This window comes from Pseudomonas sp. P4_B4, assembly GCF_056402255.1.
In genome coordinates this window covers 67,024-91,924 of record NZ_JBFUHS010000008.1, presented here as the reverse complement: position 1 = coordinate 91,924, position 24,901 = coordinate 67,024, and the positions used below count along the sequence as shown (strand labels likewise).

The 24,901-nt window shown below is 61.4% G+C and carries 22 protein-coding genes; 6 read left to right on the top strand and 16 right to left on the bottom strand.

Features of this window, described 5'->3' with window-relative positions:
• Nucleotides 1-195 precede the first annotated feature (195 nt).
• From AC1DVE_RS11855 to pdxR, 3 genes are all read right to left on the bottom strand, one after another.
• Nucleotides 196-606 (bottom strand): cupin domain-containing protein, encoded by a 411-nt coding sequence (locus AC1DVE_RS11855; protein ID WP_223532066.1) that lies wholly within the window; start codon nt 604-606, stop codon nt 196-198.
• A gap of 160 nt (nt 607-766) precedes the next feature.
• Entirely contained in the window at nt 767-1,060 is a 294-nt protein-coding gene (locus AC1DVE_RS11850; RefSeq protein ID WP_223461009.1) for an antibiotic biosynthesis monooxygenase family protein, read from the bottom strand.
• Nucleotides 1,061-1,183: 123 nt separating this feature from the next.
• Nucleotides 1,184-2,617: a MocR-like pyridoxine biosynthesis transcription factor PdxR gene (gene pdxR, locus AC1DVE_RS11845; protein ID WP_477783946.1), complete on the bottom strand. Its 1,434-nt coding sequence runs from the start codon at nt 2,615-2,617 to the stop codon at nt 1,184-1,186.
• Nucleotides 2,618-2,822: 205 nt separating this feature from the next.
• Between pdxR and AC1DVE_RS11840 the strand changes: the two genes are divergently transcribed.
• From AC1DVE_RS11840 to AC1DVE_RS11830, 3 genes are all read left to right on the top strand, one after another.
• Nucleotides 2,823-3,263: a carboxymuconolactone decarboxylase family protein gene (locus tag AC1DVE_RS11840; RefSeq protein ID WP_477783945.1), complete on the top strand. Its 441-nt coding sequence runs from the start codon at nt 2,823-2,825 to the stop codon at nt 3,261-3,263.
• A gap of 73 nt (nt 3,264-3,336) precedes the next feature.
• Nucleotides 3,337-4,314, top strand: a complete 978-nt coding sequence (locus tag AC1DVE_RS11835) for a LysR substrate-binding domain-containing protein (protein WP_477783944.1) — start codon at nt 3,337-3,339, stop codon at nt 4,312-4,314.
• A gap of 92 nt (nt 4,315-4,406) precedes the next feature.
• Nucleotides 4,407-4,928: a GNAT family N-acetyltransferase gene (locus AC1DVE_RS11830; protein ID WP_223461014.1), complete on the top strand. Its 522-nt coding sequence runs from the start codon at nt 4,407-4,409 to the stop codon at nt 4,926-4,928.
• 1 nt (nt 4,929) lies between these two features.
• On the opposite strand, the gene AC1DVE_RS11825 is transcribed toward AC1DVE_RS11830, so the two are convergent.
• The gene (locus AC1DVE_RS11825) at nt 4,930-5,622 is read right to left on the bottom strand and encodes an aspartate/glutamate racemase family protein (RefSeq protein WP_223461016.1); all 693 of its coding nucleotides are present in this window, start codon (nt 5,620-5,622) and stop codon (nt 4,930-4,932) included.
• A gap of 150 nt (nt 5,623-5,772) precedes the next feature.
• On the opposite strand from AC1DVE_RS11825, the gene AC1DVE_RS11820 reads away from it, so the two are divergent.
• Nucleotides 5,773-6,267, top strand: coding sequence for a hypothetical protein (locus AC1DVE_RS11820; RefSeq protein ID WP_223461018.1), 495 nt, complete (start codon nt 5,773-5,775; stop codon nt 6,265-6,267).
• A gap of 57 nt (nt 6,268-6,324) precedes the next feature.
• Here AC1DVE_RS11820 and AC1DVE_RS11815 read toward each other — a convergent pair whose 3' ends face one another.
• Nucleotides 6,325-6,546: a cbb3-type cytochrome c oxidase subunit 3 gene (locus AC1DVE_RS11815; RefSeq protein ID WP_223448729.1), complete on the bottom strand. Its 222-nt coding sequence runs from the start codon at nt 6,544-6,546 to the stop codon at nt 6,325-6,327.
• Nucleotides 6,546-7,973: a cytochrome-c oxidase, cbb3-type subunit I gene (gene ccoN, locus AC1DVE_RS11810; RefSeq protein ID WP_477783943.1), complete on the bottom strand. Its 1,428-nt coding sequence runs from the start codon at nt 7,971-7,973 to the stop codon at nt 6,546-6,548. The genes AC1DVE_RS11815 and ccoN overlap by 1 nt, the downstream gene beginning before the upstream one ends.
• 239 nt (nt 7,974-8,212) lie before the next feature.
• On the opposite strand from ccoN, the gene AC1DVE_RS11805 reads away from it, so the two are divergent.
• Both AC1DVE_RS11805 and AC1DVE_RS11800 read left to right on the top strand, forming a co-directional pair.
• Nucleotides 8,213-9,886: a nitrite/sulfite reductase gene (locus tag AC1DVE_RS11805; protein WP_223461022.1), complete on the top strand. Its 1,674-nt coding sequence runs from the start codon at nt 8,213-8,215 to the stop codon at nt 9,884-9,886.
• A complete protein-coding gene (locus AC1DVE_RS11800; protein ID WP_223461024.1) occupies nt 9,883-10,362 on the top strand; it encodes a DUF934 domain-containing protein in 480 nt (159 codons plus the stop codon). Before AC1DVE_RS11805 ends, AC1DVE_RS11800 begins: the two co-directional genes overlap by 4 nt.
• A 135-nt stretch (nt 10,363-10,497) precedes the next feature.
• Here the strand turns inward: AC1DVE_RS11800 and AC1DVE_RS11795 are convergent, their stop codons facing one another.
• The 10 genes from AC1DVE_RS11795 to AC1DVE_RS11750 all read right to left on the bottom strand — a co-directional run bounded on the left by AC1DVE_RS11795 (nt 10,498) and on the right by AC1DVE_RS11750 (nt 24,894).
• Nucleotides 10,498-12,858 (bottom strand): tetratricopeptide repeat protein, encoded by a 2,361-nt coding sequence (locus AC1DVE_RS11795; protein ID WP_223461026.1) that lies wholly within the window; start codon nt 12,856-12,858, stop codon nt 10,498-10,500.
• Between the two features lie 155 nt (nt 12,859-13,013).
• Nucleotides 13,014-15,527, bottom strand: coding sequence for a fused MFS/spermidine synthase (locus AC1DVE_RS11790; RefSeq protein ID WP_223461028.1), 2,514 nt, complete (start codon nt 15,525-15,527; stop codon nt 13,014-13,016).
• Between the two features lie 176 nt (nt 15,528-15,703).
• Complete coding sequence (locus AC1DVE_RS11785; RefSeq protein ID WP_223532057.1) at nt 15,704-17,284, bottom strand: arylsulfatase; 1,581 nt, start codon at nt 17,282-17,284, stop codon at nt 15,704-15,706.
• Between the two features lie 73 nt (nt 17,285-17,357).
• Nucleotides 17,358-18,386: an HAD family hydrolase gene (locus AC1DVE_RS11780; RefSeq protein WP_223461032.1), complete on the bottom strand. Its 1,029-nt coding sequence runs from the start codon at nt 18,384-18,386 to the stop codon at nt 17,358-17,360.
• A complete protein-coding gene (locus AC1DVE_RS11775) occupies nt 18,383-19,810 on the bottom strand; it encodes a BatD family protein (RefSeq protein WP_477783942.1) in 1,428 nt (475 codons plus the stop codon). The genes AC1DVE_RS11780 and AC1DVE_RS11775 overlap by 4 nt, the downstream gene beginning before the upstream one ends.
• Complete coding sequence (locus tag AC1DVE_RS11770; RefSeq protein WP_223461036.1) at nt 19,807-21,393, bottom strand: VWA domain-containing protein; 1,587 nt, start codon at nt 21,391-21,393, stop codon at nt 19,807-19,809. Before AC1DVE_RS11770 ends, AC1DVE_RS11775 begins: the two co-directional genes overlap by 4 nt.
• A gap of 1 nt (nt 21,394) precedes the next feature.
• Nucleotides 21,395-22,387 carry a vWA domain-containing protein gene (locus AC1DVE_RS11765; RefSeq protein ID WP_223461038.1) on the bottom strand — a complete coding sequence of 331 codons (993 nt, stop codon included), beginning with the start codon at nt 22,385-22,387 and terminating at the stop codon, nt 21,395-21,397.
• Nucleotides 22,374-22,973 (bottom strand): DUF4381 domain-containing protein, encoded by a 600-nt coding sequence (locus AC1DVE_RS11760; protein WP_223461040.1) that lies wholly within the window; start codon nt 22,971-22,973, stop codon nt 22,374-22,376. The genes AC1DVE_RS11765 and AC1DVE_RS11760 overlap by 14 nt, the downstream gene beginning before the upstream one ends.
• Nucleotides 22,970-23,914, bottom strand: a complete 945-nt coding sequence (locus AC1DVE_RS11755) for a DUF58 domain-containing protein (protein ID WP_411741666.1) — start codon at nt 23,912-23,914, stop codon at nt 22,970-22,972. Before AC1DVE_RS11755 ends, AC1DVE_RS11760 begins: the two co-directional genes overlap by 4 nt.
• Nucleotides 23,914-24,894: an AAA family ATPase gene (locus AC1DVE_RS11750; RefSeq protein WP_477783941.1), complete on the bottom strand. Its 981-nt coding sequence runs from the start codon at nt 24,892-24,894 to the stop codon at nt 23,914-23,916. Before AC1DVE_RS11750 ends, AC1DVE_RS11755 begins: the two co-directional genes overlap by 1 nt.
• Nucleotides 24,895-24,901: the final 7 nt, after the last annotated feature.

The window sequence follows — 24,901 nt, the reverse complement described above, 5'->3', positions numbered from 1 at the left end:
TTAAAGTTGCCGGTGTTATGCCGGCGGTGAGTCAAGACTAAACCCTGGATGATTTATTTAAATAGCCAATATCCACACTTGTCAGTCGACCAATAGTTTTGTTTGGTTTAAAAGTCTTCGGTTAATTGCGTGAGGAAATAAAAAGGCCCGAATCCGCGATTCGAGCCTTTTTATTTATAGCTGTACGTTCAGCCATCAGTGTTCCAGTGGGATCAACACTTTCTGGTCGGGGGCCAATACCATGAACACCAGCAACTTGGCCGGCTTGGTTGCGCTGGCGTTTTTCGACACCATGTGTTCCGAACCCGCCGGCTCATACCAGAATTCTCCGGGCTTGTAGGTTTTCGCTGGCTGGCCCTTCACCTGGGAGGTGATTTCTCCGGAAATGACATAGGCCATGGTGGTGCCATCGTGTTTGTGGGCGATGGACGACTGACCGGGTTGGTAATCGACTTCGATCATCAGCGCTTTTTGGCCAGGGACGTTCTTCAGCATTTCGTCCTGCAAAACGGTGACCTTTTCCGAAGGGTCATGGGCAAAGGCCGATGCGGACACAATCAGGGCCAGGGCGGCAAGGGGGGCAGCACAGAAGCGCAACATGTTCATGGTTTTTTACCTGCGGTGGTTGGTTGTTGCAAACCACAGTAGTGCGCAAGCAGTAGCGGTTAAACAGCCAATATTCTGGAAGGCGGGGGGACCAATTGCAGAAGGGCCAACGGAGAAAAAATGATGGTGAGGGAGCAAGCTCCCTCACCACAGGAAATGGTTAAACGATCGGAAAACTGTTGAAGTCCACGGCATTGGCCAGTTGGCTATCGATCAGGCTGATGAAGCCCTGAACCTGCGGGCAGTTGAAATGCGATCGCATGGCCGCTTCCGATTGCCAGTGGGCGCTGACGGTCCAGCGATTGGTGTCCTCGGGGCAGCGGTCGACCATATAGGATTCGCAGCCGGGTAGTTCACGCAGGGTTTCGACGATCTTCTGCAGTTGCTTGCCCAGTTCATCCGAGCGGCCGGCGACGGCCTGCACCTGTACGGTATTGATCACTTCATGGGACATTGCTCACACTCCTGAATCAGGCCGGACGAATCCTGCTCATTGAGGGATAACGCCTATGCAGGATAGGCCCGGCCCCCGGGACCGCCAATAGCCAATTGCCGGATAAAGCCGCAGGCCAATCCGTCAGGCCACCTGCTGCAGGATGTCGCGCAAACGGTCCAGGGCGATGTCGATGTCGAGGGTTTCGATGGCGCCAAAACCGAAGAAAAGCCCGGCCCTGGGCGCTTGCTGATAGAAAAAGCTGTCGATGGCATAGAGCCCGACTTCGACTTTTTTCGCCAGTTCGATCACCAATGGAATATCCATCGACACTTTACACATCACCACCATGTGGAATCCGGCAGTGGATGGCACCGCCTCCAGCCAGGGCGAAAGATCGCCCGCCATGCGCGTCAGGATCCGTTCGCGACGCCCGGCATAGACCGTATGGCAGCGCCGGATGTGCTTGAGCAGGCAGCCTTCGGCGATGAACTTGGCCAGCGCCCATTGCGGCAGGGTCGAGGTGTGCAGGTCGGTGAGCTGTTTGGCGCGCACCACGGCCTCGAGGATCGCCGGCGGCAGGATGGCATAGCCGAGCCGCAGTTCCGGCAACAGGGTTTTGGAGAACGTCCCGACGTACGCGACGATCCCCCGTTCATCCATGCTTTGCAGGGAATCGGTGGGGCGGCCTTCATAGCGGAATTCGCTGTCGTAGTCGTCCTCGATGATGATCGCACCCAGCTCATGGGCCTTGACCAGCAGTGCTTCCCGGCGCGCCTGGCTCATCGGCATGCCCAGCGGGAACTGGTGCGACGGGGTGACGTAGATCAGGCGCGTGCCGCGAGGAATCTGGTCCACCACAATGCCTTCGGCGTCCACTGGCACGCCAATCACCGTGGCGCCGTGGGTGCCGAACAGCAGGCGCGCCGGCGGGTAGCCGGGGTCCTCCATGGCGACCAGGCTGCCCGGGCTGATCAGCACCCGGGCGATCAGGTCCAGCGCCTGTTGCGCGCCGTTGCACACCACCACATCCTCATCCTGACAATTGACCCCGCGGGAGAACGCGATGTGCTGCGCAATGGCGTTACGCAGCGCCGGCAAGCCCTCGGGCAAGCTGTATAAGCCCTTGGAACTGGAAATCTGGCGCAGTGCATGGGAGGTGCAGCGCCGCCAGTCATCCTGGGGAAACTGGCCCTTGCTGGTGGCGCCACCAATGAAGTCGTAGCGCAGCGAGCCTTCCAGGGTCGGATGACGCAGAAACACCGGCAGGTTGCGCCAGGACTCGATCACCTCGAAGCCGCCCAGCTCGGTATGGCTCTGTTTACGCTGCACCTTCGACGAGCGCGCGTTGACGTAGGTACCTTTGCCGACCACCCCGGTGAGGAAGTTTTCGTAGGTCAGCTGGGCGTAGGTGTCGGAAATGGTCTTGCGCGAAATACCCAGTTGTTCGGCCAGCAAGCGGCTGGGCGGCAGTTGCGTTCCGGCGGTCAGGCGACCGGACTCGATGGCGCTGCGCAGTTGGTTGTACAGCTGGCCGGCCAGGTCCTTGCGGCCGTTGATGACAACATGTAGTTCCATACCGGCGAGGCTCCGGGGTTGTTGAGGCGCGTGTGCGTCGCGCAAGATTACCCTTATCCGCTCGTGGTACAGAAGTTGTGCAGTGGAAAAACCGTCGATTGGTCTGGTGGCGGTGGTCCCCGGGGAAATCGCCCGATTGGATCTGTCATGCCTGCGCGCCAGCGACTACCGTGAAGTTCACCTAACGGTTGCACGAGATCGATCCATGAACCCCCGTCTGGATTACTACAGCGCGTCCCCCAAGGCGATGAAAGCCATGATCGCCATGGAGGCCCTGACCAGCAGCCTGAGCATCGAGCAGGGCCTGCTGCACCTGATCAAGATTCGTGCTTCGCAGCTCAATGGCTGCGCCTTTTGCACCGACATGCACTCGGTGGATGCACGGCGCCTGGGCGAAAGCGACCGGCGTCTGTATTCCATTGTGGTCTGGCGCGACAGCAACTTTTTCAATCCCCGGGAAAGAGCCGCGCTGGCCTGGACCGAGGCGGTCACCTTACTCTCCGAAAGCCATGTGCCGGACGATGTCTACGTGCAAACCCGGGAGCAATTCAACGAAAGCGAAATGGTCGACCTGACCATCGCCGTCACCACCATCAACAGCTGGAATCGCCTGGCCGTGAGCTTCCGGCAGACACCCAGCGCCTGAGTCATTGTCACAGCAGCTTCATGAACGATCCGCAGGATGCACCTGTCTGTGTCAGATCGACAGGGAGTCCTCAATGTCATTCATGGAAGCCAGCACCCACCAGGGGGCTGCGGAGTATCGTGTCACTTTCGATAAAAACGCGTCCTGGCGCCAGTTGGCGGCGGGTATCGACCCCGAACTGGCGCTGTGTTTCACCGTCAGCGCCCGTTGCGGTTGCTTCATGCAGGCCGCCCGCAGTCTCAACATCAAGGCCACCCGCCTGCGCCGGCAACTGGTGCTGCTGGAAACGCAGCTCCGGTGTTCGCTGTTCAACCCTTCCGACAATGGTTTCAGCCTCAGCCGCGATGGCTTGCGCTTGCACGCACAATTGATCGCCCTGGCCCATGAGCGCAATTTGCCAGTGATCGAGCAGCCGTTGATTCGCCTGGCGGTGGCGGATTCGATCCTGCATGACATTCTCGGACGTGACCTGGTTGCACTGCTGCGGCGCAACGCCAGCGTGCGCCTGGACATCATCACGCTCGACAGCGAGTTGGCATTGCAGGCGGTCAGCGCCGACGTGGTGGTGTGGCTGGGTGAAACCGGATCGCCGTTACCGGGGCCAAGCTTTGCCACCACCGAACCCCGTCGTCTGGCGCAACTGGAATACCTGCCGCATATTGCCAAGCGCTACTCGCGGGTCGCTTCCAGGCCGGAATGCCTGGATGAACTGGCCGATTTTCTCTTGGTGCAATGGCGACAGGACAGTCAGGTTGAAAGCTTCCGGCCTTGGAATGCACTGGTGGATCAACGCCTGGCGGGGGCGGTGCAACTGCAATCCTACGGGCTGATGCTGGAGATGATCCGATGCAGCGCCTGCATCGGCCTGCTGCCGCACTACATGAGTCACTTCGACCGCGGGCTGATTGCCTTGCCGGGTTTGTTTGACCAGCCAATGCGGCGTCAGGTGTGGATGGCGGTCAATGCCTATTCCGGGGACGACGCGCAGGTGCGGATGATCGTCGAGTTGATCGAAAACACCTTCAGCGAGCGCCGGGAGTGGTTCGAATGAAGATAGCTTGAATAGACTGCAAGCCCCCTCGCCACAAAGGTTTTGTTCGTTATAGAGTGAACGGCCATGTCTGCTTCAAGGATGATTCACCCATGCCAACCACCGAACCCGTCATCACCCTCGAACGCTTCAACGAATCCCATATCGAAGGCATTGCGGCGCTGTACAACGATCCGGCAATCGCCCGTCAAACCCTGCAAATGCCGTTTCAGTCCTCCGAGCTCTGGCGCAGTCGCCTTGCGCTGGATAACGAACGCTTGGTGAAAGTGGTGGCCCTGCATCAGGGCACGGTTATCGGCAACATTGGCCTGGAGCAGTTCTCACGCATACGCCGCAGCCATGCCGGCAGTTTCGGCATGGGCGTTGCGGTGGCGTGGCAGGGCAAGGGCGTAGGGTCGAAGCTGCTCGCAACAGCATTGGATATTGCCGACAACTGGATGAATCTGCAGCGCATCGAGCTTTCGGTGTATGCCGACAACGAAGCGGCCATTGCCCTGTACTGCAAGTTCGGCTTCGAAACCGAGGGCCTGTTCCGTGATTACGCCGTGCGCGACGGCGTGCTGGTGGACACCTTGAGCATGGCGCGCCTGCGCCGCCCGCCCAAGGCCGGTTGAGTCAGTCGCCCAGGGCGAACGCCACCGCAGCTTGCGCATGCAGCTCGGTGGTGTCGAGCAAGGGCAGGGCACTGTGTTCGGGTTTGATCAGCAAGCCAATTTCCGTGCAACCAAGGATGATCGCCTGGGCGCCGCGCTGTGCCAGTGATGCGATGACCTGCTGATACACCCGGCGAGAGGCTTCGCTGATGACGCCGACGCACAACTCGTCGTAGATGATCCGGTGCACGGCCTGACGCTCCTCGGTCTCCGGTACCAGCACGGTCAAGCCCCGGGCGGCGAGGCGTTCCTTGAGGAAGTCCTGTTCCATGGTGAACGCGGTGCCCAGCAAGCCCACCTTCAATGCACCGGCCTCGACCGCGGCCTGAGCGGCCGGATCGGCGATGTGCAGGAAGGGAATGTCGATGGCCGCCTGAATCTGCCCGGCGACCTTGTGCATGGTGTTGGTGCACAACACCACGCAATCGGCTCCGCCCGCCTGCAAGCGCTGCGCGGCATCCACCAGGATCAGTGCCGCATCGTCCCAGCGACCGGCGTGCTGGGCCTGTTCGACAGGGCCGAAGTCGACGCTGTACATGAGCAATTTCGCCGAACGCAACGGCCCGAGGCGCTCGCGTACCTGCTGGTTGATCAGGCGGTAATACTCGGCGCTGGACTCCCAGCTCATGCCGCCGATCAGGCCGATGGTGCGCATATCGTGCTCCGTTTGTCAGGTGAAGTGCGCACCTACAGTGCCCGCGATTACGCGACGGTGCAAACTGTCGTCAGGTTTTAGTCGTACGCAGCGTGCGGGCATCTGCCATGCTCCAGGTCCGCAACACCGGTCTATTCAGGGAACACCGCTATGGACGATGTACAGCAACTGGGCGAAATGCTTCGCCACTACGCCGAAAGCGAAGCGCACAAAAAGCAAGTGTTCGAGTCGCAATCGGCCGAGTGGGCGAAGCGCATTGGTGCGCTGTTCGAGCAGATCCAGCAGTGGCTGGAACCGGTCAAGGCACCTAACCTGCTTGAAGTGAACCGCGAAGTGTATGTCGCGTCGGGGCCGAGTGTTCCGGTGGAGACCTCTGCATTCAAGACCGAAAAGCTGAGCATCCTGATCGCTGGCAAACCGGTGGAATTCGTGCCGGAGGTGATGGGTGTCGGCGGGCAGATTTCCGTGGCGGTGATGGGCTTTACAGCAGCACGTTATGGCAGCGTGTCACTGGTGTGCCTGCCGCCATCCACTGGCTGGCAGTGGCGCAAGACCAATGGCTTGAAAGACCCGGACACTTTTGAGTTCGATGCAAACTTCCTGGCGCAACAACTGCAAAGCCTGATTCCCCGGGAGCGTACCTGAAATCTCGACATACAACCCTGTGGAAGCGAGCTTGCTCCCACAGAAATCGGTGCTACATCAAATATCCAGGGTTCCCCAATCCGGTTTCGCCTCTTCCGGCGGCAGTGTTCTAACGGTTTTCCCGGTCGCCAATTCCACCCGCCGCGCCACTTCCGGGTCATCCGCAAACGGGATCAGGCTCGCATCGTCCAGGCTCTCGGCGGTCTGGTGGCGCAGACAATACTCGATGGCGAACCACAAAAATGCCACACCCAGAATGTTCAATATGACTTCAATCATCAGGCTAACCGCGCCTCGCGTTCGGCCATCGCCACGTCCGTTACCCGCACCGTGCGCCACACGTTGTAGGCCATCAGCAGCATGCCACTGAGGAAGAACACCCCGCCGGCAAAGCGCACGACGAATCCCGGATGGCTGGCCTGCAAGGCTTCGACGAAGGAGTAGGTCAGCGTGCCGTCATCGTTGATCGCGCGCCACATCAGGCCCTGGGTGATGCCGTTGACCCACATCGAGGCGATGTACAGCACGGTGCCGATGGTTGCCAGCCAAAAGTGCAGGTTGATCAGCGGCGTGCTGTGCATCTGATCGCGTCCGAATACCTTCGGCACCATGTGATAGGTCGCACCGAAGGTAATCATCGCCACCCAGCCCAGCGCCCCGGCGTGCACGTGGCCGATGGTCCAGTCGGTATAGTGGGAGAGAGCGTTGACGGTCTTGATCGCCATCATCGGCCCTTCGAAGGTCGACATGCCGTAGAAGGCCAGGGACAGCACCAGGAAACGCAGGATCGGGTCGGTGCGCAACTTATGCCAGGCACCGGACAGGGTCATCATACCGTTGATCATCCCGCCCCAACTCGGCGCCAGCAGGATCAGCGACATGGCCATGCCCAGCGACTGCGCCCAGTCCGGCAGCGCGGTGTAGTGCAAGTGGTGCGGGCCGGCCCAGATGTACAGGGTGATCAGCGCCCAGAAGTGCACAATTGACAGGCGATAGGAATACACCGGCCGGCCCACCTGTTTCGGCACGAAGTAATACATCATCCCCAGGAAACCGGTGGTCAGGAAAAAGCCCACGGCGTTGTGCCCGTACCACCATTGCACCATGGCGTCGGTGGCCCCGGAGTACAGCGGATAGGACTTGAACCAGCCGACTGGAATCGACAGGTGATTGACCACGTGCAGCATGGCGATGACCACGATGAATGCACCGAAGAACCAGTTGCCGACGTAGATGTGTCTGGTCTTGCGTTGCACTACGGTAGTAAAGAACACCACGGCGTATGCAACCCAGACCACGGTCATCCACACCGCGCCGGTGAATTCGATTTCGGCGTATTCCTTGGTGGTGGTGTAGCCCAGCGGCAGGGTGATCAGCATCACCACAATCACCGACTGCCAGCCCCAGAACGTGAAGCCGGCGAGTGTGTCCGAGAACAGCCGCACCTGGCAGGTACGCTGCACCGCGTAATAGCTGGCGGCGAATTGCGCGCTGCCGGCGAAACCGAAAATCACCAGGCTGGTGTGCAGCGGGCGCAAGCGGCCGAAGGTGGTCCACGGCAGGTCCAGGTTCATCTGCGGCCACACCAGTTGCGAGGCGATCCACACGCCCATCGCCATCCCCACGACACCCCAGATCACGGTCGCCACGATGAATTGGCGGACGACCTTGTAGTTATAGGCCTGTCCGATAGTTGTCGTGCTCATGATCGATGCTTCCACGGTTGCAATGACGTGCACTGTAAAAACCGTGGCGAAAACAAAACAGGCTCAGGAATATTTCATTTGTGCGGATCAGATAAGTTGCGCTGCTGCGGCGATCTTAAACGCTCTGATACGGTTTTTAACGATTCAGGTGAATCTGTAACACGCTGCACCGCTGGCGCATAGTCGCTCTTATGAACGAGCCACAGAGCCCGATGCCCCGCAATCCTGATGAGGTAGCTATGTATCAATACGATGATTACGATCGGGCACTGGTGCTCGAACGGGTTGCGCAGTTTCGCGATCAGGTCGAGCGCTTCATGGCCGGTGAGCTGAACGAAGAAGAGTTCCTGCCGTTGCGCCTGCAGAACGGCCTGTACATGCAAAAGCACGCCTACATGCTGCGGGTGGCGATTCCCTACGGCACGCTGAGTGCACGGCAGATGCGTACGTTGGCGAGCATCGCCCGGGATTATGATCGCGGCTACGGTCATTTCACCACCCGGCAGAACATGCAGTTCAACTGGATCGAACTGGCTCAGGTGCCGGACATCCTCGAACGCCTGGCCGAGGTGGAAATGCATGCGATCCAGACCTCCGGCAACTGCGTGCGCAACATCACCACCGAAGCCTTTGCCGGGGTTGCGGCCGACGAAATGATTGACCCGCGACCGTTGGCGGAAATTCTGCGGCAGTGGTCGACCATCAACCCGGAATTCCTGTTTCTGCCGCGCAAGTTCAAGATCGCCATCTGCTCGGCCGAGCAGGACCGCGCGGCGATCATGATGCATGACATCGGCCTTTATCTTTACCCAGGTTTCGAAGGACACATGCTCCTGCGAGTCATGGTGGGCGGCGGTCTGGGGCGCACGCCGATCCTCGGCTTGCAGATCCGCGAAGGCTTGCCGTGGCAGCACCTGCTGTCTTACGTAGAGGCGGTGCTGCGGGTGTATAACCGCCATGGCCGGCGGGACAACAAGTACAAGGCGCGAATCAAGATTCTGGTCAAAGCCTTGGGTATCGAGGCCTTCGCCCGGGAAGTGGAGCAAGAGTGGCAGTACCTCAAGGACGGCCCGGCGCAACTGACCCTTGACGAGTTCGAGCGTGTGGCCAGTGCGTTCGTCGCACCGCCATATCGTGATCTGTCCGACACCCATCTCGATTTCGGCACGCACCTGGCCGAAAACCCGGCGTTCGCTCGTTGGGTGCAGCGTAATGTGCAGCCGCACAAAATATCGGGCTATGCCAGCGTGGTGTTGTCGACCAAGCCCGGCAGCGCTGCGCCACCGGGCGATGTCACTACCGGACAGATGGAGGCGGTGGCCGAGTGGTCCGAACGCTTCGGCTTCGGTGAAATCCGCATTGCCCATGAGCAGAATATCGTCCTTCCTGACGTGTCCAAGGCCGATCTATTCACCCTGTGGCGCCTGGCCTGCGGACACAATCTGGGCAGTGCCAACGCCGGATTGCTCACCGACATCATCGCCTGCCCCGGTGGCGACTTCTGCGCGCTGGCCAACGCCAAGTCGATCCCCATCGCCAAGGCTATTGCCGCACGCTTCGAAGACCTCGACTACCTGCACGACCTGGGCGACATCAGCCTCAATATCTCTGGCTGCATGAATGCCTGCGGTCACCATCACATCGGCAACATCGGCATTCTGGGGGTCGATAAGAACGGCGCCGAGTGGTACCAGATCACCCTCGGCGGAGCCCAGGGCAAGCACAGCGCGTTGGGCAAGGTCATTGGCCCGTCCTTCAGCGCCGCCGAAGTGCCCGAGGTGATCGAGCGCATCATCGACACCTTCGTGCGTTATCGCGAGAGCGAAGAACTGTTCGTCGACGCCTTCCAACGGATCGGGCTAGAGCCGTTCAAGGAGGCGGTATATGCGAAAGTGCTGGAGGTGTCGGCATGAACAATCTGTTGCGGCTGGAAGAGGGCATGGCGCGGATTGTCGCGGATGATCCGTGGAAGCTCGTGCGCGACCCGCAAGCACCGCTGCCCGTGGGTGCCGCGATTCTGCCGCTGAGCCGTTGGCTGGAAAACCCGTCGCAAAGCGGCGTGTGGCTGGGGCCGGACGATGAAGTGGAAAGCCTTCAGCCATGGTTTGCTCAACTGCCCTTGATCGCCCTGGATTTTCCGAGCTTTCGCGATGGCCGCGGGTACAGTCAGGCGTATCTGCTGCGCACGCGATTGGGCTGGGCCGGCGAGTTGCGCGCCATCGGCGATGTCTTGCGCGATCAACTCAGCCACATGCGCCAATGCGGTTTCGACAGCTTTGCCGTACGTGAAGACAAATCCGCAGAAGATGCATTGAAGGGATTGGCGGGGATGAGCGTGTTGTACGGGCGTTCGGTGATTGAGCCGCGGCCGTTGTTCAGGCGCCGCTGAATTCGGTCCCTGTAGGAGCGAGCTTGCTCCGGGCGGCGCTCCGACGATGGACGTCAACGAAAACGCGATTTTTTTGGATAAACGCGTCGCCTGTAACGCCATCGCGAGCAAGCTCGCTCCTACAAGAATCTCCCGTCACTTCAACGCCGGATCCCCCATGTTCATTTTCTTCCAGCCCTGCAACAGCACTTGCGCCTTGGGTTCCTGGCCGTTGTCCAGGTAGTACTGGATCAGCGACAGCCGTGCATTGCGGTTGGCCGGTTGTTCTTTCAACAGCCGTTCCAGTTCTGCGCACGCCTGGTCAATCTTGCCGCTGTCATGCAGGGCCACCGCCAGCACGTAACCGAACTGTCCGCTCTGCGGTTCCAGTTGCGCGGCCTTGCGCAGGTACGGCATGGCTTGAGCGGCCTGGCCCGCACGAATCAGCGCCAGGCCCTGGGTGTGTTGCAGCAGACCTGAGTCGGGGTGGTCCTTGAGGCTTTGCGCCAGCAGGGCATGGGCTTCCTGACGGCGACCGTTGGCCTCCAGCCATTGCACCAGGGTGACCAGCGCCGGGTAGAAGTCCGGATCGCGCTGCAGGGCGGTACGCAGCAAAGCTTCGACTTCTACGCTGCGGCCATCGGCCTGATAGAGCATGGCCAGGTTCAGGTTGGCCTCGGCACGTTCGGGCAGGCTCTTTTGCACCGCTTCATATTCGGCGATGGCGGCATTCCAGCTGTCCTGGGCGCTGTCCAAACCATTGCGCGCCACGCTGAGCAGGTCCCGGGCGACGGCGATGCGCACGGCCCGCACCGGGTCGCTCAGCAACGGCGTGAGCAATGGCGCGCGCTCCGCTGGCGGCAGGAACGCACTGACTGCCCGCACCGCGCTCTCGCGGACCTGTGGCGCCGGGTTGCTCAGGTCCTTGGTGGCCAGTTTCAACGCCTGTTCGCTCGGGTATGCCGGCAGTTCGGCCAGCAGCGTCGCCCGTTGAATCGCTGGCAGGTTGCTGCGTTGCAGTTGCTCGAACAATGCCTGGGCGGCGCCGGCCTGACCGTTGCGAATCAGCCACAGGCTCTCGTCGTAGCGAGGGGCTTGTACCGCGCTGGCGTTGGCGGTGTTCCACAGCTTGAACTGCTCGGTGACCTTGTCGCCGGCCTTGCCTTGGTGGCAGGTCAGGCAGGCGTCAGGCGTCCCCAGCTTTTTCGCCCGCTCAGGGTTGGGGATGCTGAAGCTGTGGTCATGCCGGAAGTCGTTGCCCATGTAGAACTTGCCGGGCATGTGGCAATCCACGCACTGCGAACCCGGCTGGCCCACGGTGTGGCGAGTGTGTTCGATGGAATCGTAGTTCTTCGCTTGCAGGCCTTTGTCGTCGACACCTTCCACAGTGGTTTTGCCGGCGGTGTTGTGACATTGCAGACACACGCCATTACCTGGCGCCTTTAGCTGCGTGCTGTGCGGGTTGTGGCAATTGCTGCAACGCACGCCCTTGTCGGACATTTTGCTTTGGGCAAAGGAGCCGTGTTCGAACACTTCGTCCTTGATCTTGCCGTCCAGCGCGTACAGTTCGCGGGTCAGGACGCTCGGCAGGTAGTCGTCCATCAGCCGCTTGCCGACCGTGTAGCCATCGTCCAAGGGGGCGCGGCGCGAGTGGCAGCGGGCGCAGGTTTCGATTTCGACGCTGGCGTTCTTGTCCTTTAGATCGACGGCAAAGCCGGCATGGATCAGGTCGGTTTTCTTCGCGGTCCATTCCAGGTGATTGGACGCCGGCCCGTGGCAGGCCTGGCAGCCGACACCGAGGCTGTTCCAGTGGCTGTCGAAGGTGTTTTTCGCCGCATCGAAATTGCGCTTGTAACCGGTGGTGTGGCATTCGACGCACATGAAGTTGGCGTTCTGGCTCGGCTTGCTCCAGTGCAGCGGGTTCTTGAAGGTCACACCCTGGCCCGGATAGAGGTGAAACCAGCGGTGCTTCTCGGTATCCCAGGCCACGGCGAGGGCCTGTAGCCGGCCTTCGCCGACTTCGATCAGGTATTGCTGCAAAGGGGCGATGCCAAAGGTGTAGGCGACCTTGAAATCGGCATTCTTGCCATCGATACCTGGCGTGTTGACCCAGAATTCGTCGCCTTTGCGCGAGAACACCGTGGTCTCTTTTTCGGCCTTGAAGGTGACGTTGTTGAAGTCGCCGAGCAGGGTGTCCGCGTTGGCTTGCTGCATCGCCAGTTGGTGATGGGAGCCTTGCCAGTCCTTGACCTGCTCGCCGTGGCAGCCCTGGCATTGTTGCTCATCGACCATTTTCGCCGGCTTGACAGCGACCGGTTGCGGTTTGGCCGGTTGCACGGCAGGGGCGCTGACGGGGACTGGCTTGAGCGGCGTCGGTGTACTGCCCAGCAAAAACCAGCCGATGCCCGCCACAGCCAGCAGCAGGATGCCGATGGTGACAGGGAACAGATAACGGTTGATCAGGGTCGGTTGCGAATCAGGGTTTGGGGTTGCAGCTTTATTTTTATGGTTCGGCATTGCGACTTCCATGGTCCAGGTGCGTTTGCCTTGCGGCGCGCGATGAAGCTTGATGCAGCTTTGTCGGATGGTCGGCGTCTGTCAAATGGCAGATCCTGTGAAGCTGATGGCCCCTTCGCGGGCTTGCCCGCGAAGGCGATCTATCAGGCACCCAATCACTCCCCGACAAACCACCGGTAATACGGATTCCCCGCATCCCCGCGCATCACCTCGCGCATATCCCTGGCCCAAGCGTCACGGTTTCCGTCGTAGGCATACAGGCTCGCGCGATAGAACTGCATCAGGCGTTGTTGCTGGGTGTTCATGCGCTCGATGAACCCGGCGTCGGCGTTCAACACGGCTGGCGGCTGATGCAAGTCGAGCAGGGCGGGCAACACACGGCTGATCTCTTTCGAGCGAACCCAGGGCGCGTATTCGATCCTCGGCTGATCGTCCGTCACCGGTTGCGCATCGCCGGCGAAGCGTTCAAGCCCCGCACGGTCAGTCACCCAGGTGGCGAGCAACGCCGCGGCCGAACCGACACCGACGTCCTGCAAGGTGCTGCGCACGCTGTCCTGCTGGAAGCGTGCGTTGATCTTCGCCGCATCCAATTCAATCGGCTCCATCGAGCCCACCAGCAACATCTCGTGGAATTCGCTGGTCCACAGGGTCGCGTACGGGAACACGTCGAGGAAGCTGCGCACCAGTGAGCGCGAGTCGTCGATGTTCTGCGTCGGCAGCGGCAGCCATTGGGCGACCAGGCCTTGTTTGTGCAAACGGCTGGCGGCCAGTTGGTAGAAGTCCCGGGAATACAGGTTGACCACGCCGGCAGCGGAGGGCGGCGGCGGTTCGAGGGTGATCAGGTCGTAGCGCTGCGGGTTGCGCAGCAGTTCCTGGCGACCGTCACGCAAGCGCACATCGACGCCCGGATCGGCCGCGGCATTGAAATTGCCCTTGAACAAAGGTGCTGCCTTGATCACCGAAGGCAGCAGTTCGGCGACCACGCGATGTTCCAGGCCGGGGTAGCGGGTCAGGGCGCCCGCGGTGATGCCGGTACCGAAGCCGATCACCAGTGCCGAGCGCGGCTCACCGTTGTGGATCAACAGGGGCAACAGCGCCTGGATCCGCATGTAGCGCAGGGACGGCATCGCATCGCCGGTATTGGACACGCCCTGAATGTACAAACGCTGGAACGCTCTTTCGCCCTTGCCCTGGGTGACCACGGCGACGGTCCCGCCACGGCCTTCTTCGTAGAACGTCAGCGTGCCATTGCGCGCCCCCGGCAGCAGGCTGGCGAGCTTGTTGACCGGCGTGAACACGGCGAGTGCCAGCGACACCAGGCCAATGGCAACCACCGCCTGACGCTGGCCTTTCTTCACCCCATGGCCCTTGCGCACGGCGAGGTATGCGATACCGGCGGCGATCATCGCCAGCAGACCCAGAGTCCGCACCAGACCCAGCATCGGGATCAGGACAAAGCCGCAGAGCATCACGCCGATGATGCCGCCAAGGGTATTGAACGCGACGACTTCGCCGACATGGCGCCCCACCTGTTCACCGCCGACGCTCAAGCGCAGGGCCAACGGGAAAGCCGCACCCAGCAACAGGGTCGGTACAAACACGATGCTCAAGGCGGCCACTGCAAACCGCGTGCTCATGCCCGACAGTTCACTGCCGCCCAATGCCAATACCCAGGATTCGGCCAGGGTTTGTGCAAGCACCAGCCAGCGTCCGAGCAACGCCACTTCCAGCAAAGCAATCACTCCGGCTGCGGCAATCAGCAAACCGAACACCCCCCAGGGATCGCGCAGGCGATCGACCCGACGGGCCAGCAGCATGCTGCCCAGGAACAACCCGGTGAGGTAAGTGGCCAGCACCACGGCAAAGGCGTAGGTACGGGTGCTCATGAACTGCACGATCGATTGCGACCACACCACTTCGTAGCCCAGGGCCACACCGCCGGCAATGGAGTACAGCCACAGGGCCAGGCGGTCGGGGGCTTTTTCACTGTGATGTTTCACCGGGGCATTGACGGGTGTCACGCGCTGGCGCTGGAGCCACAAGGCCCCTGCGGCAGCCAGCAGGTTCAGCATGGCGGCGGCCAGCGCGCTGCCGCGCACGCCGAGGGTAGCAATCAGCACGAACGCGGCGAGCAGGGTGCCGGCAATGGCCCCGGCGGTGTTCGCCGCATACAGTTGCCCGCCGGCCTTGCCCAGGTGTTGCGGGTCAGTGGCCAGGGAACGAACCAGCACCGGCAAGGTGCCGCCCATCAACAGCGCGGGAATGCCCACCAGCGCGAACGGCAGTACCCAAGCCAGCAAACCCACGTGTTCTTCCAGCCAGGCAAAGGGGCTGGCCGCCAGGCTCATGGCGAACGTCGCGCCGACACCGAGTATCGCCACCAGCACTTCCAGCCCGGCGTACAGCACAACCGGTTGCTGCATCCGGTCCGCCCAGCGGCCGAACAGCAAGCCGCCCAGGGCCAGCCCGGCGAAAAACGCGCTGATCCCGGTGGTGATGGCATAGACCTCGACGCCCACCACCAACGACAGCTGCTTGATCCACAGCACCTGATACACCAGCGCGGCGGCGCCGGAGACAAACAGCAACAGGGCGGGGATCAACAGCGCCGGGGAGGTGACTTGAGGGGCAGGTATGGCCGACGACTTGCTGGCGACACGTGAGGTCATTGCGGATTGCCTTGTTCCGGTACGTAAAAACAATGACTGATGGATCTGAGTCAGTCAGATAATTTCAAACCTTACAAACCTATTGTGGCGAGGGGGCTTGCCCCCTCGCCACAGAGTCCAGTGTTCGCCATGAATAAGTCCGCTCGCCAATGAAGGCGAGCGGTGGTCCAGCGGTCTTACTGTGCAGCTTTCATTTTTTCAGCGATTTTGGCGTCTACCGCAGCACGGATCTGGTCGATGCTGAAGCTGGCCGGTTTCTGGCTAGGTGGATAGTCGATGAAGGTTTGCAGGAATGCCGCCGATTTGCCCACGGCAACCGCAGCCAGGTAGACGTTCTTGGTTTGCCAATCGTAATACTGATCGGAAACCACGTCGGCCCGCTCGTACGGGTCCATGCGCAGGTTGAAGATCTTCGGTACGCGCAGGCAAACGAACGGTTCGCTCCAGACCTTGAACCCGCCCGGTGCGCGCTGCTCGCAGAACACGGCTTTCCAGTTGTCGAAACGCATGGAAACCAGCATGCCGTCGTCGTTGAAGTAGTAGAACTCCTTGCGCTCGCCTTTAGGCTGTTGGCCGGTCAGGTAAGGCATTTGGTTGTAGCCGTCCAGGTGAACCTTGAAATTGCTGCCGCCAGACGTTGGAGCCCAGCCCTTGAGCAGTTTTTCCTTTACCTCGGCATCACCTGCCGCCGCGAGCAAGGTCGGGAACCAGTCAAGCCCCGAGAACATCTCGTTCGAGACCTCACCCGGCTTGATCTTGCCAGGCCAGCGAATCATCGCCGGAACCCGGTAGGCACCTTCCCAGTTGGAGTTCTTCTCGTTACGGAACGGCGTGGTCGCCGCGTCCGGCCAGGAGAACTGGTTCGGGCCGTTGTCGGTGGTGTAGACGACGATGGTGTTGTCGGTGATCTTCAGGTCGTCGAGGGTTTTCAGCAGTTTGCCGACGTCGCCGTCGTGCTCGATCATGCCGTCGGCGTAATCGTTGCCGGGCATGCCGCTCTGGCCCTTCATCGACTCGCGCACGTGGGTGAACAAGTGCATGCGGGTGGTGTTCATCCAGACGAAGAACGGTTTGTCCGCCTTGGCCTGTTTCTCGATGAACGCTTGTGCGGCGGCGGTGGTTTCGTCGTCGATGGTTTCCATGCGCTTGGTGTTCAGCGGGCCGGTGTCTTCGATCTTGCCGTCAGCGAAGCTATGGATCACGCCACGCGGGGTGTTGGCCTTGACGAAGGCAGCGTCGTCCTTGGGCCAGTACGGGCGTTCAGGCTCTTCTTCAGCGTTGAGGTGGTACAGGTTGCCGAAGAACTCGTCGAAACCGTGGTTGGTCGGCAGGTATTCATCCTTGTCGCCCAAGTGGTTCTTGCCGAACTGACCGGTCGCATAGCCCTGTGACTTGAGTGCCTGGGCAATGGTGATGTCACGCTTTTGCAAACCCACCGGAGCACCCGGGATGCCGACTTTCGACAAGCCGGTGCGCAATGGTGTCTGGCCAGTGATAAACGATGACCGTCCGGCCGTGCAGCTGTTCTCCGCGTAATAGTCGGTGAACATCATGCCTTCTTTGGCGATGCGGTCGATGTTCGGAGTCTTGTAGCCGACCACGCCCATGGAATAGGCGCTGATGTTGGTCTGGCCGATATCGTCGCCGAAGATCACGAGAATGTTGGGTTTTTCGGCGGCCCCGGCAGTTGCCGAAATCGCCATGACCGACGCTGCCACAAAGGCGAGTTTCGGTATCCACTTACGTATGCGAGTCATCTGACTGGCTCCTTATGCTCACTTGCGTCGCGTACTGCGACAAACGTTTTTTGCGGTCCTGCATTACGTCTTTTTATTGCACTTGCTCAGGTGTGGCGGCATCGAACGGATAGATCCGACGCCATTCGGACGCCATATCGACGACCGTCCAGCCGCGTTTGTTTGCTTCGTCCAGGGCTTTGTCCAGACGACCGATCTGTGACTGCCGGTCGTATGCCCATTCACGTTTGGCGTCGGTGTGATGCACCAGGCCCATGAAGCGTTTGCCAGGACCGGCGGCGGTCCACTGGAGCATTTGCAGATCGCCGTCGGAGTTGCCGAAGGCGAGGATCGGCCGACGACCGATCACCGCGTCGATGCTTTCCGGTTTGCCCGGGCCATCGTCGTTGTGGGCCAGTTTGGGCGTGCGCAGGATCGACGCCTTGCCGTCCTTGAACTGATACGCGGTGATGAAGGTGGTGCCGATCACTTGTTCAGGCGGGATGCCGTAGACCTTCTCGGCGAAGGCGCGCATGAACCCGGTGTCGCCACCGGAGACGATGTAGGTCTTGAAGTCCTGGCTGCGCAGGTAGTCGAGCATCTCCAGCATCGGCTGGAAGATCATCTCGGTGTACGGCTTGCCGGTTTTCGGATGGCGGGCCTGGCTCAGCCAGGTCTTGGCGTAGTCATCGAAGGCTTCGGTGGTCATGCCAGTGTGGGTCGCGGCGAAAATCTTCAGCAGGCCCTCCATGCCGGTGGCGGCCAGCGCCTTGTGATCGTTTTCCAGCACCGCCTGGAACGGCTGGGTGGTTTTCCATTCCGGATGATGCGATGCGGTGCGTTTGACTTCGTCGAGGGCGAACAGCAACTCGAAGTACATCGGCTGCTCACTCCACAAAGTGCCGTCGTTGTCGAACACGGCAATGCGGTCCTCGGGCTTGACGAAGTCCTTGCTGCTTTGATCGGTGACCGTCTGTACGAACTCGATGATCTGCTTTTTCGACGGCCCGTCGTTCCACGAAGGCAGCGGCTCGGCGGCCTGCACCAGCAACGGCAGGCTCAAGGCCAGGGTCAGCAGGAAACTGAATGCGCGATGATGGCTCAGCGATATCGAACTCGTCATGGGAAATCCTTCTCGTGAACGGGGTTGAGCGGATGCAGTGCAGAAGAGACTGATTCTCTGTTGCGCTCGGACTGACTATGCAGCGTAGACAAGGATTCCCCGATTTGGCGCAGGGCCTGCTCTTTGTCCGGTTCGCGGCCATAACAGGCCCGCAGGAAGGTTTGCAGGCGCGGGCCGAGGCCGGTCAGTTTCAGGCCGTGGCGGCTGCGTCGGGTCCACAGGTACAGGGCGCTGAGTTGCGCCGGTTTGCCCTCGATTTGTGCCGGGATCTGCCGCCACGCGTAGTCGGCGGACTCGAGCCAGGCGGCGTGTCGGGCGCGGCGTCGGGCTTGCCACTTGAGGTGCGCGCGGCGTACGAGCGGGCGACTGAACCTACCGAGTGCCACCACCGCCAATACCAGTGCCAATAGTCCGAACCAGTGCCCGGAAAGGTGCAGGCGATTCTGCTGGCCGAGTTTTTTCAGGTCTTCGGTGATTGAAAACACCGGCTTGTAGGCGCTGTTGGCCGCCGCGTCGAAGGTCACGGCAGACACTGTGGCCGTGCGGGTTTGCTGGCTGCTGGCATCCCACCATTTCAGTTCGACGGATGGCAGGGTGTAGTGGCCTTCCTGGTCGATTCGGTAAGTCACGCTGTCGATGCGCTGGCCGCCATTGAAGTTGCCCCGCCCGTCATCCAGATTGCGGATTTGCGGGGCTTTCGGGTAGCGGCTCAGGCCCTTGATGTCGTCCAGCGTCGGTGTCGGCAGTGACATGGCCAGGGCACCGTCGGCCTGCAAGGTCAGTTCCCGGGTGATGCTGTCGCCGACCTTCAGCGGTGTGGCCGAATTGACGGTCTTCTGGGTAAACCGCAGCCCTTGGGCCACCAGCACCGCCTCACCGGGCTGGAACCCTGGTGGTTGCGCGGCGTTGAAATGCAAAGGCTGGCTCTGGGCGCTGAGTTCGTGGCTGGCCTGACCCGGTGTGGCTTGTACCGTCAGTGCCGGAATGTCGAAGCCCTGGGCCAGGTTCGGGGTGATCAGGTAGCTGTAGCGCATGCCGCTGAAGGATTGGCCGTCGAAGGTCTGGTTGATGTGCTGGGCATGGCCGTCCGGTGGCATCACCAATGCGCCGGGCAGTTTCAGGTCGGGCAGGGTGGGGGCGCTGGTGAACCAGGAGTCGGTGAAGACATCGAGTTGCAACTCGACCAGGCTGCCGACCATGACTTGGGTGGTGGGTTGCAGGGTGGCCTGGACTTTCAGCTGAGGGTCGGCGGCGAATGTGTTGAGGCTGATCAGGCCGATGAGCAGGGCGCCGAGTGTTGTGGTGATTGATCTGGCCCTTTCGCGGGCAAGCCCGCTCCTACAGGGGATCGGTGGCGCACACAAATCCAGTGTGGGAGCGAGCCTGCTCGCGATGACGGCGACTCGGTCTTGAAGGTAGCTCATGGCTTGGCCCCCGCCTGATCCTGCAAGCTGAATTTATGCTTGAGGAATTTCGCCGGGGATGTGGTGAGGTTCTGTAACCATTGCTCATCCGAGGCCGCTTGCTGGGTCTGCACCTTTTTGCTTTGGCCTTTACCCGGTGCCTTGTCCATCTTGATTTCGTCGGGTTTGACCTCTGGCGTGTTTTTCTCGGCGCTTTCGGTGTCTTTCTGCAAGGCAATGGCCAGGGCCAGATTGGCCGAGGCTTGCGGGAACTGCGGCTGCAACTTCAGCGCCTGGGTATAGGCCGCGATGGCCTGATCGAACTTGAAGCGCCGCACATAGATGTTGCCCAGGTAGAAATATGCCTGCGGTGTATTGAGCCGCGCGAAACTGGCCAGCGCCAAGTCGAAATCGGCCGCGTGGTAGGCGGCAACGCCTTTCCAGTACGGATCGACAAACAGCGCCGCCGCCTGAGGGTAGTGCTCATGCTCGAAGGCCCAGCGGCCTTGCTGGTCGCGAGTGAAAAAGGCATCGGTCAGCGCGTTGGCCTGTGCCGGCGCCGGTTGCAGGCCCAGKCCCAGGCCCACCGCCAGCAGTAGTGCGGCCATCCAGTTCAGGCTCCAGCCCCTGCGTACGCTGAAGAAGGCGATCAGCAACAGCGGCCAGCACAGCCAGTAACCGGCGTCTTTCCAGTGCAGTTCGCGCTGTTCGTCGCTGGCTGACTGGAAGTGCTGCTCGGCGTGCAGTTCGATCCAGTCCAGGTCGTCATCGTTGAGGGTCAGGCTGCCCAGCGGGGCATCCAGCGTTGAGGCAAGCTGCTTGAGGGCGTCCTGATCGAAACTGCCCATTTGCGGGCGACCGTTGCTGTCGGTGCGTGGCTGGCCGCTGGCATCGCGGATGATCCAACCGTCGGTGCTGCCAGCCGCCAATATCAGCACTTGCAGCGCACTGTCCGCCAGTTGCTTGTCCAGTCCGGCCAGCGCCGAGGTGTCGGCGCCATCGGTGATCACCAGCAGGGTGCCGGGCGTTTTCTCGGCGGTGAGCAGGCGCTTGGCCTGATCGATGACCGCGCCGACATTTTTCCCCGGTTTGTCGATCAGGTCGGTACTCAGGGCCTGAATGAACGTATCGAGCAGCGCCGGGTCGTCGGTGGCGGGCAACACCAGGTGCGCGCTGCCGGCGTAGGCAATCAGGGCGTTGCGTGAACCGGCGCGGCGCTGGATCAAGTCGTGGAGCTTGTGCTTGACCGCTTCCAGACGACTGGGGGGAACGTCGCTGGCGTCCATGGAGGGCGACAGGTCGACGGCGATGATCAGCGGCGCACGATTTTCCAGAAAGTCCGGTCGATCCTGCTCCCAGGTCGGCCCGGCAGCGGCGATGGCGCCCAGTACCAGCAGCGCAGACACCAGATGCACCGGACGCAGACGTTGCCGGTCTTGCGGGGTGATCAGCAGATGCGGCAGCAGGTGCGCGGCGATGTTGCTGCGCAGGCGCCGTTGCAGGTCCTGGTTGCGCCGCCACAGCAACGGCAGTAGTGCACCGAACACCGCAAGCAACAGCCACAAAGGGCGCAGGAAATGGAAGTCGCTGAGGTTGATGTCCATGTCATGCCTCCTGCCGTTGACGGGCGAGCATCAGCCGTGGAAGCAGCAGGGCGCCCAAGTGATAAATCGCCAGCAGGGCAATGGCCGCGCCCAGCGGCCACCAGAACAGATCGCGTTTGGGCTGGTGGCTGAGGGTTTTCACCTGATGCGGAGTGAGTTTGTCGAGGGTGCTGTAGACCTGATCCAGGGCGTTGCGGTCTTCGGCGCGGAAGAAGCGTCCGCCCGTGGCTTGGGCAATCTCCTGCAAGCCTTGCAGGTTGACCTTGGCTTCGCCCTCGGCATTCGGGTCGCCGATGCCGATGGTGTGAATCACCACGCCTTTGGCCGCGGCCATGGCGGCCGCGTGATCCGGGGTGATGGCGCTGCTGGTGTCATTGCCGTCGGTGAGCAGGATCAGCACTTTTTCCTGCTCGTGGGCCTGATCCAGCAGTTTCAGGCTCAGGCCGATGGCGTCGCCAATGGCCGTGTTGGGACCGGCCATGCCGATGCCGGTGTCGTCCAGCAGCAGTGACAGGCTGGCGTGGTCGAGGGTCAACGGTGCCTGCGGATAGGCACCGGTGCCGAATACGATCAGTCCGATTCGATCGTCTTTACGTTTGTCGATGAACCCGTGCACCACTTCCTTGACCGCGGCCAGGCGATTGATCTTCTGGCCGTTGGCGTCGGTGAAATCGGTGGTTTCCATCGACTGGGAAATGTCGATGGCCAACATCAGATCCCGCACCGGCTGCTGGCGTTCGATGGGTTTTTCCACCAACACCGGCCGACTCGCTGCCACCAGCAGCAGCGTCCAGACCAGCAGGTTCAGGAGCAATTGCCAGCGGTTGCTGCGGGTGCCGGCCTGGCTCGGGGCCTGGCCGACAGCACGGCTCATCGCCGCGAAAAACGGTACACGCACGGCGCTGCGCGCCTCGCGGTAATCGGGCAGGTATCGATAACCGAACCACGGCAGCGGCAACAGGATCAGCAGCCAGGGGTAATCAAGCTGCCACATGATGACGCTCGACCCAGGTTTTGCAGGTGCTGAACAGCTGTTGGCGCTGTTCAGTGGGCATGGCCTGCAATGTTGCGTCGGGGGCGTAGGCCAGCAGCGAGAGTTGTTGGCTGAAGTCGGATGGCAGGGGGTGTTCAATGTGCCGCTGCAAAAACACCTGCCAGTCCTCTTTCCCCAACGCCGCAGGCGATCCCTGTGGGAGCGGCGGTGCGACGATTCGACTTGCTCGCGAAGGCGTCCGGTCAGTCGACATAGATATTAAGTTTAAGGCCCTCTTCGCGAGCAAGCCCGCTCCCACAGGGGATGTGGAGGGCATCGAGAGGGCCACGCGCTTGAGCAATTCGGGAAGCTCACGCAACGCGCTCAGGTCATTACTGCGCTGCTGCAATTCCTCCAGCCGCACTAACGCCTCGCGCCGATAGCGGTCGCGCCGCCATTGCCAGTATCGCCGCGCACCCATCACCAGCAGCGTAACGATCAGCAGCGCCAGCAACGCCCACCAACCCCAGGTTTGCGGTGCATAACTGACCGGCGCCGGCAGTGCCATTTCCTTGAGTTGGTCGATGCTCGGGATCGCGGGGTTCATCGGCGCCGTCCGGCAAACTTGCCCAGTTCGGCGCGCAGTTGTTCGTGGGCTTCTGTAGCGGTGCTGAACATCATCAGCGGCACCTGGCTGCGGCGCAGCAGGGTAGCGACGTCCTTGAGCCGCCCGCTGAGGAAATCCCCGAGCGGCTGGTGCACCTGTTGCCGATCCACCGCCAGCTCCACCTGCAATTGCCCTTGGGTGACCTGCACGCGGCCGTTTTTCGGCAGGTTCAGCGCCAGCGGGTCGTAGACCTGCATGGCAATCACATCGTTGTGCGCCGCCAGTTGCCGCATCAGTTGCAAGGTGCGTTCGCCGGCACCGGCAAAGTCGCTGACGATGCAGATCAGGTGATCGTGACCGGCCACCGCCAGGCAATGCTGTAGGACCTTGTCGAGCTGGTCTTCGCCTTCGGCGTCCGGGTTGGCGGCATTGAGTGCCTGGTTCTGCCGGGCGATGCGGCTGCACAGCGCTTCGATCCGTTTGCGGCTGCGCAGCGGGGCGACGCTGTCGATGCGTTGATCGTTGAAGACCAGTCCACCGACGCGGTCGCCGGCGTTGAACACCATCCACGCCGCCAGGGCGCCAAGCTCTGCGGCGACGGCGGATTTGAAGCTGCGTTGCGAGCCAAAGAACATCGACATGCGCTGGTCCACGAGGATCAGGGCCGGGCGGTCGCGCTCTTCGGTGAACGTGCGTACCACCGGTTTGCCGGTGCGCAGGGACGCGCGCCAGTCGAGGTGACGCAAATCGTCCCCCGGCTGATAGCGGCGCAGTTCATCGAAGTTCAGGCCCCGGCCACGCAAACGCGAAGCGTGGTTACCGGCCAGGATGCTGCCCTGGGGCTGACGCGCCAGAAAACTCAGGTCACGGGCCTTGAACTCCAGGGCCATCAACTGCGCCAGAGAGACATACACCAGGCCGTCGACGCTGTTCATGGACATCAGGCCGCAATCGCCACTTTATCGAGCAGACGGTCGAGCACCTGATCGGCGCTGACGCCATCGGCCACCGCGTCGTAGCTCAGTTGCAGACGATGGCGCAGCACCGGGTGCACCACGGCGCGGACGTTGTCCGGAGAAACGAAATTCTGGCCCTGCAACCAGGTGTCGGCCCGGGCACAACGGTCCAGGCCGATGCCGCCGCGGGGGCTGGCGCCGATGCTGATCCAGCGCCCGAGGTCGGCGTCGTAATCGGCCGGGTGGCGAGTGGCGTTGATCAGGTCGATCAGGTAGCGGTCGATGGCCGGAGAGACGTGCACGGCACTGACTTCCCGGCGCGCGGCGAAGATTACGTCCTGAGACAAGGAGAAGCCCTGCACGGCAGAGGTCTTGGCACCGAGGGCCTGTTCTTCTTCGCGCAACAGGCGCAGCACCTGGCTTTCGTTTTCCGCGCTCGGGTAATCGAGCAGCACTTTCATCAGGAACCGGTCCATCTGCGCTTCCGGCAGCGGATACGTGCCTTCCTGTTCGATCGGGTTCTGGGTGGCGACCACGATGAACAGTTCCGGCAGCGCATGGCTGTTGCCGGCCACGGTGATCTGGCGTTCTTCCATGGCTTCGAGCAACGCCGCCTGGACCTTGGCCGGCGCACGGTTGATTTCGTCGGCGAGGATCAGGTTGCCGAACAGCGGACCGGGCTGGAAGCGGATTTCGTTCTTGCCTTCGACCTGATGCAGCACCTCGGCACCGGTGATGTCCGACGGCAGCAAGTCCGGGGTGAACTGGATGCGGCTCATCTTTGCGTCCAGGTGTCTGGCCAGTGACTTGACCGTGCGGGTCTTGGCCAGGCCGGGCAGGCTTTCGAGGAGCAAATGCCCGTTGGCGAGCAAGCCGACGAGCATCTGTCGGATCACCTGGTCCTGGCCGAGCACCGCTTCGGCGATGCTGGCTTGCAGGGCGTTGAGGTCGTTGAGTGCGCTCATGGAGTCT

Excerpts from the sequence above, each read along its gene's own strand:
- AC1DVE_RS11785 (WP_223532057.1), bottom strand. The coding sequence starts at position 17,284 with ATGACTCGCATACGTAAGTGGATACCGAAACTCGCCTTTGTGGCAGCG.
- AC1DVE_RS11815 (WP_223448729.1), bottom strand. The coding sequence starts at position 6,546 with ATGATTGAAGTCATATTGAACATTCTGGGTGTGGCATTTTTGTGGTTC.
- AC1DVE_RS11795 (WP_223461026.1), bottom strand. The coding sequence starts at position 12,858 with ATGCCGAACCATAAAAATAAAGCTGCAACCCCAAACCCTGATTCGCAA.
- AC1DVE_RS11800 (WP_223461024.1), top strand. The coding sequence starts at position 9,883 with ATGAACAATCTGTTGCGGCTGGAAGAGGGCATGGCGCGGATTGTCGCG.
- AC1DVE_RS11830 (WP_223461014.1), top strand. The coding sequence starts at position 4,407 with ATGCCAACCACCGAACCCGTCATCACCCTCGAACGCTTCAACGAATCC.
- AC1DVE_RS11825 (WP_223461016.1), bottom strand. The coding sequence starts at position 5,622 with ATGCGCACCATCGGCCTGATCGGCGGCATGAGCTGGGAGTCCAGCGCC.
- AC1DVE_RS11775 (WP_477783942.1), bottom strand. The coding sequence starts at position 19,810 with ATGAGCTACCTTCAAGACCGAGTCGCCGTCATCGCGAGCAGGCTCGCT.
- AC1DVE_RS11840 (WP_477783945.1), top strand. The coding sequence starts at position 2,823 with ATGAACCCCCGTCTGGATTACTACAGCGCGTCCCCCAAGGCGATGAAA.
- ccoN (WP_477783943.1), bottom strand. The coding sequence starts at position 7,973 with ATGAGCACGACAACTATCGGACAGGCCTATAACTACAAGGTCGTCCGC.
- AC1DVE_RS11760 (WP_223461040.1), bottom strand. The coding sequence starts at position 22,973 with ATGAACCCCGCGATCCCGAGCATCGACCAACTCAAGGAAATGGCACTG.
- AC1DVE_RS11820 (WP_223461018.1), top strand. The coding sequence starts at position 5,773 with ATGGACGATGTACAGCAACTGGGCGAAATGCTTCGCCACTACGCCGAA.
- AC1DVE_RS11805 (WP_223461022.1), top strand. The coding sequence starts at position 8,213 with ATGTATCAATACGATGATTACGATCGGGCACTGGTGCTCGAACGGGTT.
- AC1DVE_RS11780 (WP_223461032.1), bottom strand. The coding sequence starts at position 18,386 with ATGACGAGTTCGATATCGCTGAGCCATCATCGCGCATTCAGTTTCCTG.
- AC1DVE_RS11765 (WP_223461038.1), bottom strand. The coding sequence starts at position 22,387 with ATGTGGCAGCTTGATTACCCCTGGCTGCTGATCCTGTTGCCGCTGCCG.
- AC1DVE_RS11850 (WP_223461009.1), bottom strand. The coding sequence starts at position 1,060 with ATGTCCCATGAAGTGATCAATACCGTACAGGTGCAGGCCGTCGCCGGC.
- AC1DVE_RS11750 (WP_477783941.1), bottom strand. The coding sequence starts at position 24,894 with ATGAGCGCACTCAACGACCTCAACGCCCTGCAAGCCAGCATCGCCGAA.
- AC1DVE_RS11755 (WP_411741666.1), bottom strand. The coding sequence starts at position 23,914 with ATGTCCATGAACAGCGTCGACGGCCTGGTGTATGTCTCTCTGGCGCAG.
- AC1DVE_RS11790 (WP_223461028.1), bottom strand. The coding sequence starts at position 15,527 with ATGACCTCACGTGTCGCCAGCAAGTCGTCGGCCATACCTGCCCCTCAA.
- AC1DVE_RS11835 (WP_477783944.1), top strand. The coding sequence starts at position 3,337 with ATGTCATTCATGGAAGCCAGCACCCACCAGGGGGCTGCGGAGTATCGT.
- pdxR (WP_477783946.1), bottom strand. The coding sequence starts at position 2,617 with ATGGAACTACATGTTGTCATCAACGGCCGCAAGGACCTGGCCGGCCAG.
- AC1DVE_RS11855 (WP_223532066.1), bottom strand. The coding sequence starts at position 606 with ATGAACATGTTGCGCTTCTGTGCTGCCCCCCTTGCCGCCCTGGCCCTG.